At 56.7% G+C, this 18284-nt stretch carries 19 protein-coding genes; 15 read left to right on the top strand and 4 right to left on the bottom strand.

The window, feature by feature from the left end:
* Positions 1 to 22 precede the first annotated feature (22 nt).
* The 4 genes from selD to ABIB60_RS18585 form a co-directional block, all read right to left on the bottom strand.
* Positions 23 to 1081, bottom strand: coding sequence for a selenide, water dikinase SelD (selD, locus tag ABIB60_RS18600; RefSeq protein WP_354581986.1), 1059 nt, complete (start codon positions 1079 to 1081; stop codon positions 23 to 25).
* Between the two features lie 37 nt (positions 1082 to 1118).
* Entirely contained in the window at positions 1119 to 1508 is a 390-nt protein-coding gene (locus ABIB60_RS18595; protein WP_354581985.1) for a VOC family protein, read from the bottom strand.
* A gap of 11 nt (positions 1509 to 1519) precedes the next feature.
* Positions 1520 to 2533 (bottom strand): tRNA 2-selenouridine(34) synthase MnmH, encoded by a 1014-nt coding sequence (gene mnmH, locus ABIB60_RS18590; protein ID WP_354581984.1) that lies wholly within the window; start codon positions 2531 to 2533, stop codon positions 1520 to 1522.
* A 121-nt stretch (positions 2534 to 2654) separates the two neighbouring features.
* On the bottom strand, positions 2655 to 3368 hold the full coding sequence (locus tag ABIB60_RS18585; protein ID WP_354582080.1) for a pyridoxine 5'-phosphate synthase: 714 nt from the start codon (positions 3366 to 3368) through the stop codon (positions 2655 to 2657).
* An 82-nt stretch (positions 3369 to 3450) separates the two neighbouring features.
* Here ABIB60_RS18585 and ABIB60_RS18580 point away from each other — a divergent pair, with 82 nt between their 5' ends.
* The 15 genes from ABIB60_RS18580 to ABIB60_RS18510 all read left to right on the top strand — a co-directional run bounded on the left by ABIB60_RS18580 (position 3451) and on the right by ABIB60_RS18510 (position 18167).
* Complete coding sequence (locus ABIB60_RS18580; protein ID WP_354581983.1) at positions 3451 to 4506, top strand: hypothetical protein; 1056 nt, start codon at positions 3451 to 3453, stop codon at positions 4504 to 4506.
* A 29-nt stretch (positions 4507 to 4535) separates the two neighbouring features.
* Positions 4536 to 5000 (top strand): GatB/YqeY domain-containing protein, encoded by a 465-nt coding sequence (locus ABIB60_RS18575; RefSeq protein WP_354581982.1) that lies wholly within the window; start codon positions 4536 to 4538, stop codon positions 4998 to 5000.
* A gap of 73 nt (positions 5001 to 5073) precedes the next feature.
* The gene (locus ABIB60_RS18570) at positions 5074 to 5595 is read left to right on the top strand and encodes a CvpA family protein (RefSeq protein WP_354581981.1); all 522 of its coding nucleotides are present in this window, start codon (positions 5074 to 5076) and stop codon (positions 5593 to 5595) included.
* Positions 5596 to 5635: 40 nt separating this feature from the next.
* Complete coding sequence (locus tag ABIB60_RS18565) at positions 5636 to 6250, top strand: anthranilate synthase component II (protein WP_354581980.1); 615 nt, start codon at positions 5636 to 5638, stop codon at positions 6248 to 6250.
* 5 nt (positions 6251 to 6255) lie between these two features.
* Positions 6256 to 7035, top strand: a complete 780-nt coding sequence (locus ABIB60_RS18560; protein WP_354581979.1) for an alpha/beta fold hydrolase — start codon at positions 6256 to 6258, stop codon at positions 7033 to 7035.
* 153 nt (positions 7036 to 7188) lie between these two features.
* Positions 7189 to 7866, top strand: coding sequence for a CBS domain-containing protein (locus tag ABIB60_RS18555; protein WP_354581978.1), 678 nt, complete (start codon positions 7189 to 7191; stop codon positions 7864 to 7866).
* Between the two features lie 175 nt (positions 7867 to 8041).
* A complete protein-coding gene (locus ABIB60_RS18550; RefSeq protein WP_354581977.1) occupies positions 8042 to 9349 on the top strand; it encodes a POTRA domain-containing protein in 1308 nt (435 codons plus the stop codon).
* 36 nt (positions 9350 to 9385) lie between these two features.
* Positions 9386 to 10279 carry an NAD kinase gene (locus tag ABIB60_RS18545; RefSeq protein WP_354581976.1) on the top strand — a complete coding sequence of 298 codons (894 nt, stop codon included), beginning with the start codon at positions 9386 to 9388 and terminating at the stop codon, positions 10277 to 10279.
* Positions 10280 to 10404: 125 nt separating this feature from the next.
* The gene (locus ABIB60_RS18540) at positions 10405 to 11307 is read left to right on the top strand and encodes a DUF6089 family protein (RefSeq protein WP_354581975.1); all 903 of its coding nucleotides are present in this window, start codon (positions 10405 to 10407) and stop codon (positions 11305 to 11307) included.
* Positions 11308 to 11346: 39 nt separating this feature from the next.
* Positions 11347 to 12120 carry a type IX secretion system protein PorG gene (gene porG / locus ABIB60_RS18535; RefSeq protein WP_354581974.1) on the top strand — a complete coding sequence of 258 codons (774 nt, stop codon included), beginning with the start codon at positions 11347 to 11349 and terminating at the stop codon, positions 12118 to 12120.
* Between the two features lie 145 nt (positions 12121 to 12265).
* Positions 12266 to 13012 (top strand): undecaprenyl pyrophosphate synthase, encoded by a 747-nt coding sequence (gene uppS / locus ABIB60_RS18530; protein WP_354581973.1) that lies wholly within the window; start codon positions 12266 to 12268, stop codon positions 13010 to 13012.
* A 9-nt stretch (positions 13013 to 13021) separates the two neighbouring features.
* Entirely contained in the window at positions 13022 to 15553 is a 2532-nt protein-coding gene (gene bamA / locus ABIB60_RS18525) for an outer membrane protein assembly factor BamA (RefSeq protein ID WP_354581972.1), read from the top strand.
* Positions 15554 to 15595: 42 nt separating this feature from the next.
* Positions 15596 to 16276 (top strand): OmpH/Skp family outer membrane protein, encoded by a 681-nt coding sequence (locus ABIB60_RS18520; protein WP_354581971.1) that lies wholly within the window; start codon positions 15596 to 15598, stop codon positions 16274 to 16276.
* Positions 16277 to 16312: 36 nt separating this feature from the next.
* A complete protein-coding gene (locus tag ABIB60_RS18515; RefSeq protein ID WP_354581970.1) occupies positions 16313 to 16951 on the top strand; it encodes an OmpH/Skp family outer membrane protein in 639 nt (212 codons plus the stop codon).
* Between the two features lie 115 nt (positions 16952 to 17066).
* A complete protein-coding gene (locus ABIB60_RS18510; RefSeq protein ID WP_502915138.1) occupies positions 17067 to 18167 on the top strand; it encodes an RluA family pseudouridine synthase in 1101 nt (366 codons plus the stop codon).
* Positions 18168 to 18284 lie beyond the last annotated feature (117 nt).

The following is an 18284-nucleotide window of genomic DNA, read 5'->3' as shown; positions in this document are numbered from 1 at the left end:
CTATAAATAACAGGAGCGAGAGTTAGGCCGTTATCAGAATCCAGGGCTCAGTGGGCGTGTGCTCCCGCAACTGGCCAAAAGCTTCCAGGTGTAAGCCGTACTGGGCAAATACTGCCTGCACAGCCGCTCTGCCGCTCGGCTCTACGCACACCAGCAGGCCCCCGGAAGTCTGCGGGTCGCAGAGCCAGGCGCGCTGCTCGTCGGTGATGGGGCCGACTTTGTGGCCGTAGGAGTCCCAGTTGCGCACGGTGCCGCCCGGAATGGCCTTCTGTTGGCGGTACTGTTCGGCCTCGGCCAGGCGAGGCACTTTCGCAAAGTCGATTTCGGCCGTGAGGTTGCTGCCCTCGCACACTTCGGCCAGGTGGCCCAGCAGGCCAAAGCCAGTTACGTCCGTCATGGCCCGCACGCCGGAAAGTTGGCCCAGCTCCGCCCCAATCTTATTGAGCTGCATCATGCTCTGGGGCGCAATGTGGGCGTGCTCGGGTTGCAGAATGCCTTTTTTCTGGGCCGTCGTCAGCATGCCTACGCCCAGGGGTTTGGTGAGGTACAGCTCGCAGCCGGCCGTGGCCGTATCGTTCTGCTTCAGGTTTTCGATAGAGAGCAGGCCCGTCACGGCCAGCCCAAAGATGGGCTCCGGGGAGTCGATGCTGTGGCCCCCCGCCAGCGGAATACCAGCCTCCTGGCAGATGCTGCGGCTGCCCTCAATTACTCGGCGGGCCACTTCAGGCGCCAGCTTATCAATGGGCCAACCCAGCACGGCAATGGCCATTACGGGCCGCCCGCCCATGGCATACACGTCGGAAATAGCGTTGGCCGAAGCAATGCGCCCAAAGTCGTAGGCGTCATCCACGATGGGCATGAAAAAGTCGGTGGTGCTGATGATGGCCTGCCCACCCCCAATATCGTACACGGCCGCGTCGTCGCGGGAGGCGTTGCCTACCAGCAGCTTATCATGCTGGGGCTGCGGCAGGCTGGTGTGCAGAATCTGGTCGAGTACCTTGGGTGCAATCTTGCAGCCACAGCCCGCACCGTGGCTGTACTGGGTAAGGCGAACATCGGCGGAAGCGTCGGGAGAGGTCATAGAAAGCAAAACGGAAAGCAACGATAAAACGGGAAACCTACAGAACCCAGGCGGCGCGTTGGAGCACCACCCGGTAGCCGTCGGGGTCTTCGAAGGTGCAGCCTAGCTGGTCCCAATACGGGTTGTAGGAGGCAACGGGCGCAAAGCCGGTTGCTCTCATACGGTCTACGGCTTGCTGCCACTCGGTGGCATCGGGCAGGTAAAACACCAATAGGTTGTCGGGGGTAGGAGCCCGGCCTACCGGGTGGCCCGGTTGGTGCGTGAACTCCAGGTGGTAGGAGGCCTGCCGGTGGCCCAGCATTACGCCATCGAACCCATTATGCCCGGTGAAGGCCACCAGCTCCGCGAGGCCCAGCCCGTCGCGGTAGAAGCGCAGCAGGGCCGGCAGGTTATCGGTGGGGCGGGCAACCCGCAGCTTGGCAATCATTGGGCATTGGGTTATAGCGTTTGGGCGGCGCGCCGGACCAGCGCGGCATTTTCGGCAGGGTCGGCGGTGGAGGAGCTAACGCGCACGAAGGAACGGCCCTCCAGCCCGTGCAGGTACGTCCGGTCGTAGTAGTCCAGCACCAGGCTCACCATTTTCGGCATATCATCGTCGCCAATGGCCGCCAACGCCTCCCGGGTAGCCAAGCCGCCCAACCGCTTCCGGATGCGCAGTATGGAAGCCGCCAGGGCGGCCGGGTCGTGGCGGCCATACTCCTCGGCCAGCTTTTGCACCCGCACCTCCCGCGGAATTTCCAGCAGCAGCAGCGGGGCCTGGCGTATCTGCTCATAAAAACCGCCGGAAAGGTGAACCGCCCCAATCGTCCGGCTTTCATCCTCAACCCAGGCCGAAGCAGCTACCGACAAAGCTTCCAAGGCCGCCGCCAGGTTGTTCTCAAACTGCTCCTGGGTTGGTTGCTCGGGTTGGCCAAGGCTACCAAAGGCCGAGCCTTTGTGGTTGGCCAAGCCTTCTAGGTCTAGTACCGGTTGGCCCTGGGCCGCTAACTGGTGCAGCACATCGGTTTTGCCGGAGCCGGTGAGGCCACCCAGCACCCACAGGGGGCGAGGCTGCTCCAAGGAGACCAGCACGCCCCGACGGTACTCCTTATAGCCTTTATCCAGCAGTTGCACCTGAAATCCAGCCAGCTCTAGCAGCCATTGCACTGCCCCAGAGCGCATGCCCCCGCGCCAGCAATGCACGCGCACTTGCTTGTGCGGGGCCACCTTCTGCGCCAGCTTCACCAAGTGGCTCATCTTCGGCCCGAAAAAATCGAGGCCCAGCAGCACGGCCCGGTCCTGGCTGATCTGCTTGTAGGTGGTACCAATACGGGCCCGTTCCTCGTCTGAAAACAGGGGGAAGCTCACCGCCCCCGGAATATGGCCATGGGCGTACTCAACGGGCGCGCGCACGTCCAGAATGGGCACCTCGGCAGCACCCTGCAGAAAATCGGAAAGCGGAATACGCGGCACGGGAGGGAATAGTGAGTGGGGAGTTAGTGAGTTGGTGAGTGGTGAAATGGTGGATTTGATCCTCTGACGGCATATATAGCGCAAGTAGAACGTCAAACTCACTATTTCACCATTCACCAACTCACTTTAGCTGCCGCCGGTAAAGCTGAATGGTATTTTCCAGACCCAGATACAGCGCATCACACACAAGGGCGTGGCCGATGCTGACTTCTTGCAGCCCGGGTAAGTGCTGGTGCATGTAGGCCAGGTTGTCCAGGTCCAGGTCATGGCCGGCGTTAAGGCCCAGGCCCAGCTCTTGGGCTAGCAGCGCGGCTGCGCGGTAGGGGCGCAGGGCGGCTTCAGCACCGGCGTGGTATTGGCGGGCGTAGTCTTCGGTGTACAGCTCAATCCGGTCGGTGCCGGTGGTAGCGGCGGCGCGTACCAGCTCGGCTACCGGGTCCAGGAAAATACTCACGCGGCAACCCAGGCTTTTGAGGTCGGCCACTACTTCGCGCAGATAGTCCTGGTGGTTTATCGTGTCCCAGCCCGCGTTGGAGGTAATGGCATCGGGCGCATCGGGCACTAGTGTTACCTGCTCGGGGCGCACTTCCCGCACTAAGTCCAGGAAATCGGGAGTTGGATTGCCTTCCACATTCAGTTCGGTAGTCACTACGGCTTTCAGGTCGCGCACATCCTGGTAGCGAATGTGGCGCTCATCGGGGCGCGGGTGCACCGTAATGCCCTGGGCCCCAAACCGCTCACAGTCACGGGCCGCTTGTAGCAGGTCGGGGCGGTTGTGGCCCCGGGCATTTCGCAGGGTGGCTATTTTGTTGATATTTACGCTGAGCTTGGTCATATTCTGGAACGGCGCTACGGGTGAGTACGTGCTCAAAGATACGTAGCCCCAACAGCGTTGGCCGATTTTAGTTGAAGCAGCCATGGTAGCCCGATTTCCCGTTTCTATTCGTCCAGCACTGGGGTTTAGCCTGCTGCTACTAGCCGTTATTCTTGTTGAATGGCTGATAATCCGGCAGCCAGTGTTTACGCAGACGCCGCTGCTGCCGGCCGCCGTCAGCTTTGATGTGCTGGTGGGGCTACCGATTCTGTTTTACCTGCTGATAGTGCGGCCTTACCGGCTGCCGGTGAGTACCGTGGCGGCGGCTTTCGTGGCCGTCGTGGCGCTGGGCCACTGGCTGATTCCGGGCCCGCAGCAGCAGTATGTCCGCTGGGCAGGGCAGGCGCTGGGCGCGGTGGAAGTTCTGACGTTTACGCTGGCACTGCTGAACCTGCGGCGGCTCCAGCGCGCTTTCCGGGCTGCCCGCCCGCACACGCCCGAGGTGGCGGAGTGCCTCACCGCGGCTTTCCGGCAGGTGTTTGGCCGACCAATGGCGCCGCTGGTATTCGAGCTCATGCTGTTCTACTACGCGTTGCTGAGCTGGCGGACCCGTCCGATAGTAGCCGCCAGTAGCCGCGTATTCACCACTTATCAGAACTCGGCGTGCATGGCTTACCTGGGTACAATAGCCTTGTTGTCGGTGGCGGAAATGGGCGCGCTTCATCTGCTGCTGGTACGCTGGAACCCGCTGGTAGCCGGCGCTGCACTGGTTCTGCACCTGTACGGGTTACTACTGCTGCTGGCACACGCGCGGGCGGTACGGCTGCTACCCGTGCAGCTCACTGCCGACCAGGAGTTGGTAATACAGGTCGGGTTTTTCTGGACGGTGCGACTGCCCCGCGCGGCGCTGCTCACGGCCCAGCTGCTGCCCGATACCCCGGTGCCGGCGCCGGGCCGACTGAATCTGGCCCGGCCGCTGCTCACGCCACCCAATCTGCTGCTGGTGTGCGCGTCTCCTCAAGCCGTAACGGGCCCTTACGGCCTGCGCCGCACTGCCTGCGAGCTGGCCTTGTACGTAGATGATGCGGCGGGTTTGCTGGCGGCCCTGGCCTTGCCCCCTAACTCGACCGGTGGCCCCGTATTCGGGAATAAGCCGTAATCTTGCACCTTCATTATCCCCCCATTCCTATGGCTCTGAAAGAAACCATCGACGCCGATATCAAAAAGGCAATGTTGGCCAAAGATAAAGTGCGCCTAACGGCTCTGCGCAGCATCAAGTCGCAGATTATGCTGGCCGAAACGGCCGAAGGTCAGCACGGTGCCGCCCTTACGCCCGATGCCGAAATGAAGCTGCTCACCAAAGCCGCCAAGCAGCGCCGCGAAGCCGCCGAAATGTACCAGAAACAGTTTCGCTCCGACCTGGAGGAAATAGAGCTGGCCGAGCTGACCATTATTGAGGAATACCTGCCCAAGCAGCTCTCCGAGGCTGATTTGGTAGAAAAACTCGTGGGCATCATCCAGCGCGTGGGTGCCACCGGCCCCTCCGACTTGGGCAAAGTGATGGGCGTGGCAGCCCGGGAGCTGGCCGGCTTGGCCGATGGCCGAGTAATTTCTCAAACAGTAAACAACCTGCTGAACAACACCAATCTGTAAGGGCTGAAAGCGGAGGTGTGCGTGCTGGATTACTGTCCGGCACGCACACCTCCGCTTTGGCACCTCCTCTCCAATGTCCACCCTCGACATCCTTTTACTGATTCCGTTGGGCATTGGGGCCGTGCAGGGATACCGGCGTGGGCTGGTGCTGGAGGTGGCTTCCTTGCTGGCTTTCGTGCTTGGCGCAGTAGGAGGGCTAGCTCTGCTGAATGATGCCATTCCGCTGGTGCGCCACTACGTAGGCGATGCTTTCGGTATGCTGCCCTTAGTATCATTCGTGCTGGTGTTCACTGCCATTGTGTGGGGAGTACACCTGCTCAGCGGGTTCATCAAAACGGCCGTGCACCTTACCCCACTGGGCATGCTCGATAACCTAGGCGGCGCGGCCAGCGGAGTACTCAAGTGGGTACTGGGCCTGAGCCTGCTGCTGCACGGGGTAGGGTTAGCTGACCTGCAGTTAGTATCGCCCAAGCTAGTAGCCGACTCGCAGGTGTTGCCCATAGTGCAGGAGGCCACGCCACTTGCCCTGAGTGCCGTAGCCTTTGTAATGCCCTTCGCCGGTACGCTGCTTAGCCGCCTGCGGGAGGTGTTTTAGAGAAGAACGCCACTAGCTGCCAGCTTCGTTATTGAGTATTATGCGTGTTCTGCTGCTGGATAACTTCGACTCCTTCACGTACAACCTGCTGGATTACCTGCGGCAGCTGGGGTGTGAGGTGGTAGTTCGTCGCAACGATGCGCCTTTGGCCGAACTGCGCCAGCTGCCATTTGACGCGCTGGTACTATCACCGGGGCCCGGTACGCCGGCAGTAGCTGGTAATTTACTGGCAGTTATTGCGGAGTACCACGCACAAAAACCCATACTGGGCGTGTGCTTGGGACACCAGGCATTAGGCGAGTTTTTTGGGGCCTCGGTGCAGCGGGGGCAGCGGCCCATGCATGGCAAAGTGTCGGAGGTAGAGTGGACCCAGCCGGACGTACTTTGGCAGAACCTGCCCGCCCGGATGCCCGTTACCCGCTACCATTCTCTGGTGCTGCAGCAGTTGCCGCCCTGTCTGGAGCCTTTGGCCTTCACTATCAGTTCGGCCCCCGAAATAATGGCCCTACGGCATCGTACGCTGCCTTTGCACGGCGTACAGTTCCACCCCGAAGCCTTGCTTACCCCCCACGGACTGGCACTTCTGGGCAATTGGGTCAAGAATTGTATCATTGCACAGCCCGCGCCAGCTCCGGCCGGCGGGCGTATTCCCTAGCAAAGATGGAGCTGCAGATCAAGGAAAAGAATGGATTTCAGTACGTGGACGAGGGTACCGGTGAGGTGCTGCTGCTGCTGCACGGCCTGTTCGGAGCACTTAGCAACTGGCAGGATGTGGTGCAGCAGTTTAGCCTGCGCTACCGGGTAGTTATTCCGTTGCTGCCCATCTATGACATGCCTCTACTGAAGGCCGGCGTACCGGGCCTGGTTGGTTTCGTGGAGGAATTTTTGGCTGAAATTACCCTCACAGAGCCCTGTACAGTGTTGGGAAACTCTCTGGGTGGCCACATTGCTTTGGTGTACACTCTGCAAAACCCCACGCGGGTGCAGCGCCTGGTTCTTACGGGCAGTAGCGGCCTGTTCGAGGATGGTATGGGGGGCTCTTTCCCTAAGCGCGGCAATTACGGCTACGTGCAGGAGCGGGTGGCCTATACCTTTTATGACCCCGCCGTGGCAACGCAGGAACTAGTGGACGAGGTGTTCAGCGTGACAAACTCCAATGCCAAGTGTCTGCGCATTATCAGCATTGCCCGCTCAGCCCAGCGCCATAACCTGGCCAAGGAACTGCACAAAATTCGGGTGCCCACGCTGCTGGTGTGGGGCCTTAATGATACCATTACCCCGCCAGTAGTGGCCCATGAATTCAACCGCCTGATGCAGAACGCGGAGCTACGCTTCCTTGACCATTGCGGCCATGCCCCCATGATGGAGCGCCCACGGGAGTTCAACCAGCTGCTTACTAAATTTCTGGAACGCACGGCCGCTTCAGTACCCACCTCGTAATATGTGCTGACTCGGTTGGTGCAACCTCTGGGCTGTTTTCTCCGCTCTTCTACGTAGTTACGAAGGCAGGTAATGGCCCAAAAACCTTTTGCAGGTGTTCGGGCTTGTATTGCCCCACCTCCGAGCTTCGTCCCGCTTTTCGCCTATTCTCCGATGAATTCCATTCTCGCCGAAGATTTACTGAATCAAATGATTCCGCCGCTGAAGGTGACGGACTCAACGGAAAAGGCTGCCCGCTGGCTGGAGGAATTTCACGTGGGCCAACTTCCCGTGCTCGATGACCGCCAGTACCGGGGCCTCGTAACGGAATCGGACCTGCTGGACCGGGAGGGAGTGGAGTGCTTGCTGGGGAGCTTGGCCCTGAACTATACCGACGTGCATGTGCAGCACGACCAGCACTTCTACAACATCATTGAGCTGGCTGTCCAGAATAAAATTCAGCTGGTGCCAGTGCTGGATGCGCAGCACGAGTACTTAGGCGTGGTAACGGTAAGCGACACGCTGGCCGCCTTTGGCAAGGTTCCCGTGGCTACTGGTCAGCAGGGTATAATTGTGCTGGCCATGGAGGAGCGAGATTACTCGCTCACGCAAATTAGCCGGTACGTAGAGGAGAACAACGCCAAAATCATGAGCGCCCACGTGGCCCAGGATGAGCACGACCCCTACCGCATCCGACTTACGCTCAAGCTCAATACGCCCAACATCACCCGCATTATTGCCACGCTGGAACGGTTCGGCTATTCCATTACGGCCCAGTTCAGCGGTACTGGCGAGGTAAGCGAAGACGAGCAGGAGCGCTATAATGCCCTGCTGCGCTACCTGAGTATCTGAGTCGGTAGGGGAGGTGCTACTGTCCGTATTGTTTCTGGGGCTGGGAGAAATTTCCCGTGTCACATCGGTTTCGCAGCCTCCACGGGAGCTTGCGTCCGCAGTACAACTGCCCGACTCTGCTCGCCGGTCCACGGCCGATAGCCTGATCCAGGCACAGTGCGCTGGGTATTCCACGTTGCGGGTCGGGCGTATTCTGTTTGTCGGCAATAACAAAACCAAAGAAATTGTCTTAAGAGCTGAGCTTGATTTTCAGGAAGGTGATACGCTGGGTACTACCAGCCTCATCCGCCGCCTTGAAACCAACCGCCGCCGTCTGTACAATCTGCAGCTGTTCCACCAGGTGCTGGTGCAACCCATCTGCCGCGACGGGGAGCTGACAATTTTATACAGCGTACAGGAACGGTGGTACATTTTTCCCATCCCCATTTTCTCCCTCGCCGACCGTAACTTTCGCTCCTGGCTTGACCGTCCCGACCGGGCAAAACGGGTCGATTATGGTGTACATGTAGTGCACCGCAATTTTCGGGGCCGTAATGAGCAGTTGCTGGGAAATTTGCAGTTGGGCTTCAACCGCAAGTATGAGCTCTTTTATGAGGCCCCCGGGTACGGCCGTCGTCGGCGTATTGGCTTCGGGGCCGGCTACTCCTACTACCGCAGCCGTGCCCTCGACTACGTCACCGTAGATGATCGGCTTCGTAACCTGCGCCAACAAACCGGCTTCCCCATTGAGCGCCAGTATGCCACGGCTGGTATTCGGTGGCGCCGAACAGTACAGCACCTCACGGCCTTGGATGTTTCTTACCACCGGGAGCAAGTATCAGATTCTGTACTGTATTATAATCCTCGGTACTTTCTACATGGACCCCGGCGGCAGTACATGGAGGTTAGCCTCATAAGCACCCTCAACCAACGGAACACTTTCGCCTACCCGCTCACGGGACAGTATGCGCAAGTCGGAATTTCATACCGGTCATTCCTGAATAACAGCAACCCTGGTATCCTAACGCTGCGCGGCCGTTACGCTCGTTACGTAGCATTGGGCGGCCCATTCTATTACAGCGTGGGAGCTACTGCCCAGCTTCGTTTTGCGCGGGCCTTGGCCTATCCTGATAGCCGGGCCTTCGGGTATGATGTGCTAGTTCGGGGCTACGATGCGTACGTAATAGAGGGCCCGCACCTGGGTCTGTTGCAGCAAGGCTTCACTTACCGCCTCTTCGACCTTGGCAAGCTGCAGATAGGCAACTTGCGCAGCTCCCGTTTTAATGGCATTCCGCTGGCATTTTATTTAAATACCTTTGTCGATGCAGGATACGTCCGGCAGCCTGCCGTATTACGCGACAACCAACTCCCCAACCGCCTGTTAGCATCCGCTGGCGTTGCACTTCATCTGGTTACGTACTACGATTGGGTATTTACGCTGGAATACGCCCGTAATCGGGAGCAACAGGGCGGCTTCTTCTTTCGCACGCAGTTTCCCATCTGACCCCTTTTTGCGCGGTAGTCAGGTTATGTTTTTGTTATGAAAATAGCCATTCTGGGAAAGCCCTTTGATGAGCAGCAAACTGCTTTCATGCAGGAAATGATGGATGACTTAATTCGCCGCCAGGCGGACATAAGTATCCTGGAATCCTTTCATGAGTACCTAAGTCAGCACATTCAGATACCCGAAGGAATAAGCACCTTCCGGCGCGGCGACTCCCTGGCTGGAGCCCGCTTCGTACTCAGTATTGGCGGCGACGGAACACTCCTGGATACTATCACCTACGTGGGAGCACTCCAGATTCCCATCCTAGGCATCAATACTGGTCGATTAGGCTTTCTAGCCACCATTTCCCCCGATAAGATTGCCCAAGCCATAGATGCCCTCTTCAAAGGCCACTTTGTGCTGGAAGACCGGAGCCTGATCCGGGTAGATACCGATCCTGATACCTTTGGGGATATCAACTTCGGACTCAACGAGTTCAGTATTCTGAAGCGCGATACTTCATCCATGATTGTAGTGCACACCTACATCGATGGAGAATACCTGAACTCCTATTGGGCTGACGGCCTCATCGTATCCACGCCTACCGGCTCCACCGGGTACTCTCTAAGTTGCGGCGGACCCGTGATGCTCCCGCAAACAAACAATTTTATCATTGCTCCCGTATGCCCTCACAATCTGAACGTACGGCCCCTTATCGTGTCGGATCGGAGTGTGATTTCCTTTGAAATTGAAGGGCGTAGTAACAATTTTCTACTCTCCCTTGACTCTCGTTCCCAAACGGTAGAAGCCAGTATTCAGATTGCCGTTCGCCGTGAAAACTTTAATGCTCGCCTGGTAAAACTAAACCACGTTAACTTCCTGAGTACCTTGCGCAGTAAGTTGAACTGGGGCCTTGACCGGCGGAATCCGGCTGGAATACCAGTTTAGGTATATAGTTTTCTGTCAAACCTTTTTTAAGTTCCCGGCATCTTCTACTTTTGTCACTCACTGCGACCGTGCCCATACCGCTACTTCGCCCTTTTTCAGACCGATATCTTTAACCCTCGCTCAATATGAAGCAACTCTTGACTCACACTTTGGCCTTGTTGCTAGTCCTCGCGCTGGTAGCGTCGGAGGCGAGTGCACAGCAGTTTAGTAAGCGGAAGCAGTACAACTCGGTTGGCCTGACGCTGAATGGTATGGCCTATTTTGGCGATATTACTCCTAAGCCCAGCATTCCAAGCTTCCGGCCAGGAGCTACCCGCCCGAACGTTGGCTTGTCTATCACTCGCCGGTTCGCTCCCCGTATTTCGGCCCGTGCCGCATTGGCCTATGGCCGTATCACCGGCGACGATGCCAAAGCAGCTGACCAGAATGATGGAGACGCCAAGTTCCGCTACAACCGGAACATGAACTTCCGCAACGATATTCTGGAATTCTCGGCAACCGGTATCTTTGATTTGATTGAGAACCGGAATAATTACATCAAGCGCCCGGACTTCGTTCCGTACCTGTTTGGCGGTGTTGGCGTGATCCGCCACAACCCCAAAGCCCTTATTGGCAGCGATGCTACTAATTTGTCGCCCGGCTCGTATGTGGCTCTGCAGCCGCTCAGAACGGAAGGTCAGTCGGAAGGCTACAGCCTTACCCAATTCGTTATTCCTTTCGGTGCAGGTGCTCGTTACAAGCTCAACAAGAGCTTCGACGTAGGTATTGAACTGGGCTTCCGCAAAACATTTACCGACTATCTTGACGACGTAAGCGGCAATTATGTAGCCAGCCGTGACGTTCTGCAGTCGGATGCTTCCAAGTACTTTGGCTGGGATATCACCCGTGAACTGCCCGGCACTTATACAGAAGCGCAGCAAGGCGGTGAAATGCGCGGCAAAAGCAACGAGAAGGATTGGTACTCCACGCTGGGTATTTCCGTTAACTATATCCTCGCCCCCCGAGTTCGTAACCCCAAATTCAGATAGTCAGTTTAGCTGACTGTCTTTTACTCAACAGTCAGCCTAATGACAAAGTCATTTCCCTTTCAAATGCTCCTTATCGGCTCCGTGTCGGTAGGGAGTATTTTTTTTGCCCGTGTCACCGCCGCTCAGAATACCAGTGAAATAGGTGTCGGATTGGGCGGCTTGTCTTATAAAGGAGAACTGTCGCCTTCCTACCAGTTTCGCAATAACCGACCCGCAGTAACCGCCTTCTACCGCAAGGATATTTCGGCCCCGATAACACTGCGAGCCAGTGGACTATTTGGAATGCTACGGGCCGACGACCGGAACGTGAAAGGACTGAATGGGAGCATTACGCCGCAGGCCGCGTATCGGGATGCCAGCATGAAGGGTAATCTAGTGGAGCTAGGCGGCGGTATCGAGTACAATTTTTACGATTATCATAACCGGGAAGACAAGGTTCATTTTACACCGTATGTGTTCGTTGGTCTGGCGGGATTCTTCGCAAATCCTAAAACAAGAACGAGTACTGACCCAGCGCTCGAGCCCCAACTAAATAAAACGGGTAGTGTAATCAGCTTGGCGGTTCCAGTAGGGCTAGGGTTTAAATATGCGCTTTCAACGCACTGGAATCTGGGGTTGGAGGCTGGAGCCCGCAAAACCCTTACCGATAACCTAGACAACATCGATGGAAAGTCGAGGGGGCAGAATGACCTTGTAGGTAACCCGCACGACCAAGACTGGTACTTCTACAATGGGCTGAGCATTTCTTACACCTTCTACAAGATTCGTTGCCCGGATAACAACCAGGAAAAAGGCAAGAGGAAGGGCCGGTAATTCGGGTGGATACAGTTACTCCGCCCCCAACATACTAAGTGTTGGGGGCGGTGCGTATTTTAGCCGGTATAGCGCAAGCAGTTATCAGGCAGATGGGAATGCAACCATTTGCGTAACTTGCGGCCTCTTTACGCAAAAAGTACTAATGGCCGTCCGGTCCGAACTTGATTCTCAGAACATACCCGCTCACGTAGCTGTCATCATGGATGGCAATGGTCGTTGGGCGAAGAAGAAAGGCGGTTTACGCATCTTCGGTCACCAGAGCGCCATTACGGCCGTGCGGGAAACTGTGGAAGCTGCCGCTGAGGTAGGGGTGCGCTTCTTGACGCTCTACGCCTTTTCTACCGAAAACTGGTCGAGGCCGGCGCACGAGGTAATAGCCCTGATGCAACTGCTGGTACACACCATCCGGCAGGAAACGCCCACATTGCTGAAGAATGGTATCAAGCTGCAGTCCATCGGGCAGATTGAAAACCTACCGGCTTCGTGCCAGAAGGAATTAGCGGAGGCTATTGAGCTCACGAAAGGCGGCACCCGTACCACGCTGCTGCTGGCCCTGAGCTACAGCGGCCGTTGGGACCTTACGCAGGCCACACAGCGGATAGCAGTAGAGGTAGCTGCGGGCCGCTTGCAGCCTGAGCAAGTAACGGAGGCTACCGTGGCGGGGTTTCTATCAACGGCGGGTATTCCTGATCCTGAACTGCTGATTCGTACCAGTGGCGAGCAGCGCATCAGTAATTTTCTATTGTGGCAGTTGGCCTATACGGAACTGTTTATTACCGATTTGCTGTGGCCGGATTTTCGGCGGGAGCATTTTTATGATGCTCTGCGGGCGTACCAGCAGCGGGAGCGTCGATTTGGTAAAACCAGTGAGCAGCTAACCGTTTCGTAATTCCAGAACATGCGTTCTTCTTATCACAAGTTACTTCCGGCAACTGCACTAGCCCTGGCGTTAGGTACTGCCTCGGCTCCAGCTGCCTTTGGTCAGACTCAAGCACCCTCAACTGAGGGTGAGCAGGGCCAGCGCTACACGCTGGGCGGCATCACCATTAGCGGCGCACGTTACCTTGACCCCAATACCCTGATTGGCTTAACGGGACTGAAAATAGGTGACCCGATTACCATTCCCGGCGAGGAAATTGGACGGGCCATTCGGAAACTGTGGGACCAAGGCATTTTGGGTGACGTGAGCGTAAGCATTGCCCGCGTGGAAGGTGACCGGGTATTCCTGGATTTCAACCTGAAAGAGCGCCCCCGCTTGTCCAAATTTGAGTTTACCGGTATTGGCAAAGGCCAGGCCGATGAGCTGAAAAATAAAATCAAGCTGATTCGGGGGAAGGTGGTCACGGACGCGCTGCTGAGCAACACCCGCTCCCAGGTGCGCAAGTTCTACACCAACAAAGGCTTCCTGGATGCCAAGGTGAACATTGTGCAGAAGCCGGATTCGGCCCTGTCCAATAGCGTAGTGCTGCTCATTAACGTTGATAAAGGCGACAAAGTAAAGATCAACGAAATCGTGTTTGAGGGCAACACGGCCTTCAAAGATGGTAAGCTGAAAGGCAAGTTCAAGAAAACCAAGGAGAAGAAGTTTCCCAAGCTTTTCAACTCGGGCAAGTATCAGCCTAAGGAGTTTGCTGATGATAAGCAGAAGCTCATTGACTTCTACAACAGTGAAGGCTACCGGGACGCGGTTGTTGTGTCCGACTCCTTGTCGCGGGAGGGTGATGGCCTGCGCCTGACGGTGAAAGTGGATGAGGGGCCGAAGTACTACTTCCGCAACATCACCTGGAAGGGTAACTACCTCTACGACGACAAAACCCTGGCCTCCGTGCTAGGTATTCGGGAGGGCAGCGTCTACAGCAAGGAAACCCTCGACAAACGGCTGAATTATAACCCTACGGGGCAGGATGTGTCGTCGTTGTACATGAACGACGGCTACCTGTTCTTCCAGATTGAGCCGGTAGAAACCAAAGTAGAGGGCGACTCAATTGATATTGAGATGCGCGTGACCGAAGGTGTGCAGGCCCGCATCAAGGATGTGAATATTGCCGGCAACACCAAAACCTCCGACCACGTGGTGCGCCGGGCGTTGTACACGCTGCCGGGCGAGAAATTCAGCCGTGAAAACCTCATCCGCAGTCAGCGCGAAATTGCCACGCTGGGTTACTTCGACCCCGAGAAGATTGGCTTGAACCCCGTGCCTAACCAAGCCGACGGTACCGTAGACATCAACTACACCGTGGAGGAGAAACCCTCCGACCAGATTACGCTTTCGGGTGGCTGGGGTGGTTACGCTGGCTTCATCGGCACGGTAGGGTTGGTATTCAATAACTTCTCCCTGCGCAAAGCCGGCACGCTCCGCAACTGGACGCCCGTACCGGCCGGCGACGGGCAGCGCCTAGCTCTGAACGTGCAGGCCAACGGCTTGCAGTACCAGGCCTATTCCTTCTCGTTCACGGAGCCCTGGCTGGGTGGCCGCAAGCCCAACTCCCTGTCGGTGAGCCTGACCAAGACGATTTACCGCCTGGGTACCAACTTCGACGCTGAAACCGGGAGCTTCCTGAAAACCAACGGGGGTAGTGTGAGCCTGGGCCGCCGCCTACGCTGGCCCGATGACTACTTTACCCTGAGCAATGCCATGTCAGTGACGCAGTACAAGCTGCAGAACTACACGGCTCTGGGTACCAACTTCTTCCCTACGGGTACCGGTAACGCCACCAACGTAACATTCAACACTACCCTCTCGCGCAATAGCATCGACAACCCTACGTTTACGCGTCGGGGCTCCTCGTTGTCGTTGAGCGTGAACCTGACGCCGCCTTACTCCCTGTTCCCGGGCTCGCACCCCAGCGTGAACGAGTGGGTAGAGTTTCATAAGTGGATGTTCGATGCTTCGTGGTTCTCGCCGATGGTGGGCAAGCTGGTACTGAACACGCGGGCGCACTTCGGGTTTATTGGCAGCTACAACAGTGCCCGTCCTATTGGCCCATTTGAGCGGTTCAAGCTCGGTGGCTCAGGCCTAGGCTACGGTGGCTCCAGCAACTTCATAGCCGGTACCGAATACGTAGGCCTCCGCGGTTACGCCGACCCCAACGAAGCCGATGCACTGCCTCCATCCCGCCAAAACTCGGCCGGGGGCGTGGTGTACAATAAATTCGTAATGGAAATGCGTTATCCCGTCAGCCTCAACCCAGCGGCTACGGTGTACGTGCTGGGCTTCGCAGAAGCGGGTAATGCCTTCGAGCAATACGCTACTTACAACCCCTACAAGTTGTACCGCTCGGCGGGAATAGGGGCCCGGATTTTCATGTCGGCATTCGGTTTGCTAGGCTTCGATTACGGCTGGGGCTTCGACAAAGTGCCAGTGGCTACCCCTGGCCAGAAGCAGGAAGCCGGCCGATTCCATTTTATCATTGGTCAGCAGCTCCGCTAAGCCTAGCGGCGTTGCGGGCCGTTCATCTTCCCTCTTATCTGTATGAAAAAACTGTTTTCGGGAGCAGTGGCCCTGCTGGGGCTAGTGTGGATGATGCTGGCCCCGCAGGCGGCGCAGGCCCAAAAGTTCGGCTATGTGGATTCGGAGTTCATCCTGAGCAAGATGCCCGCCTACACTCAGGCCCAGCAGGAGCTTAATACGCTGTCGGGCAACTGGCAGAAGGATATCGAAACCCAGAAAAAGGACCTGGATAAGCTGTATCGGAATTATCAGGCCGAAGAAGTGGTTCTTACAGAGGCCATGAAGAAAAAGCGCCAAGACGAGATTCTGAAAAAGGAGCAGGATATTAAATCCTACCAAAACAAAATCTTCGGCTTCGAGGGCCAGCTTTTCAAGAAGCGCCAGGAGCTTACCAAACCCGTGCAGGATAAGGTATTTGAGGCCATTGAAAAGGTGGCCAAAAAGAAGCAGCTGGCCATCATGTTCGATAAATCCGGCGACCTGACCATGCTGTACACCAATCCCGTGCATGATTACACGGAATTTGTACTGGAAGAATTGGGTTTAGCATCGGAGGAGCGCAACCAGCCGGCTCAGAAGGGCACGGTGAAAACAGTGGCTACTCCCGCTGCTCCATCCGGTGATGCTGCCGTGGAGGAGGAACCAGTAGCTGGTAAGCAGCCGGCGCGTCCGGCCGCACGACCTTCTACCCGAAAGAAGTAACTTTACGCATCTAACTCTCTGACTTTTCCCTTTTTGATGACCACCATGAACAAGTTCCGCGTTGCGCTGGCTGCTGCCGCCCTTACCTTCACCACGGCTACGGTTTCAATGGCACAGACGGCTGCACCGCTGAAAATTGGCTATACCAGCGTAGAGTACGTGTTGAGCCAGATGCCCGAAAGCAAGCAGATCGAGTCGCAGTTGAAGGATTATAGCACGCAGCTTAAGAATCAGCTGGACGCCAAGCAAACTGATTTCCGTACCAAGCTGGAGGCCTATCAGAAGGGCGGCCAAGCTATGCCTGACCCCGTACGGGCTGATAAAGAAAAGGAACTGCAAAACCTGCAGCAGTCCATGCAGGAGTTCCAGCAGAATGCAGAAGCCTCTCTGCAGCAGAAGCAGCAGGCGCTGCTGAAGCCGGCGCTGGACAAGCTACAGAAGAACATTGATGCCGTAGCCGAAGAGAACGGCTACACTTACATCCTGAACTCGGACGGTGCCAGCCCCGTGCTGTTGCACGGCCCCAAGGACGGCGACGTATCAGATCTGGTTCTGAAGAAAATGGGTGTTACGCCGGGTGCTGCCGCTCCGGCTGCTAAAGTAACCACCCCGGCTGCTGCGGCCCCTTCGGCTGTTCCAGCGGCTACCAAAACCAAAACGAAGACCAAGAAATAAGGCTCCACGGTCTAGTTTGAGTTGAATTCTGGCGCAGCCGGGGCACTAGCTCCGGCTGTTGCTGTTTTATAGAAACCCAGCCCGGATGCTGGAATACTTAGTGAGTTGACCGTATATCCCCATGTTGGAGCAGGAAGAAAACCCGCAGCAACCCATCTTATCGAATACTGCCCCGCCCGTGCCGGAGGCGGAGTTGGACGACGATAGTGAAGGCGGTGATGAATTGTATGAGCACCACCGCATCACGGCCGATAAGCGTCAGGAACTGCTGCGCCTAGATAAGTTTCTGCTGAACCGCCTACCGGCTACTTCGCGCACCCGCATTCAAAACGCCATCAAGGCCGAAGCCGTGCAGGTGAATGAGCGGCCAGTGAAGTCCAACTACCGCGTAAAACCCGGCGACACCATCACTATTACCCTGCCGGAGCCACCCCGGGAGTTCAAGGTTGTGCCGGAGCCCATGCCTCTTGATATCCGGTACGAGGATGCTGAACTACTCTTGGTAAATAAGCCGGCTGGGCTGGTAGTGCATCCGGCTTTTGGCAATTGGAACGGTACACTGGTAAATGGGCTGGCCTACCACCTGCAGAACCTGCCTACCGGCCGCAACGGCGAAATTCGTCCGGGCCTGGTGCACCGCATTGATAAGGACACTTCAGGGCTATTGGTAGTTGGAAAAACCGAGTTTGCCATGACGCACCTTTCCAATCAGTTTTTTCATCATACCATTGAGCGAACCTACTTGGCTTTGGTATGGGGCGTGCCCAAAGAGCCTGCCGGAACCATTCGGGGGCATATCGGCCGCAGCCTCAAAGATCGGAAGGTGCAGGCTGTATACCCAGATGGTGACCAGGGTAAGCATGCCGTTACGCACTACAAAGTGCTGCAGTCCTTTGGTAAAGTAGCGCTCCTGCAGTGCAACCTCGAAACCGGCCGTACCCACCAGATTCGGGCGCACATGAAGCATATCGGGCACCCCCTGTTTGGCGACGCCACCTACGGCGGCGACAGAATCGTGTACGGCCAGCGTACGGGTGCTTATAAAGTATTTGCCGAGAAGATGCTAGAGCTAATGCCCCGTCAGGCGCTTCATGCCAAATCATTGGGCTTTGAGCACCCAACTACCCGGGAGTTTCTTCAATTTGAGGTAGAACTGCCTGACGATTTTGAGCAGCTACTGACCAACTGGACTCAGTACTCCACTGAATACTCGTAAAGTTTGTAGGTGCCCCAGAAAGTTGTCGCGTCCGGCTAACTGTTGACAGGAATAAGGCAAGGGCCCCGCTCGGATTTTCCGGCGGGGCTTTTCGCTTGCTGATGGACTTGATTAGGG

It is taken from the genome of Hymenobacter sp. UYP22, from assembly GCF_040547285.1.
Lineage (GTDB): Bacteria > Bacteroidota > Bacteroidia > Cytophagales > Hymenobacteraceae > Hymenobacter.
The sequence above is the reverse complement of the archived record's forward strand: the minus strand, read 5'-3'. Positions and strand labels throughout refer to the sequence as shown.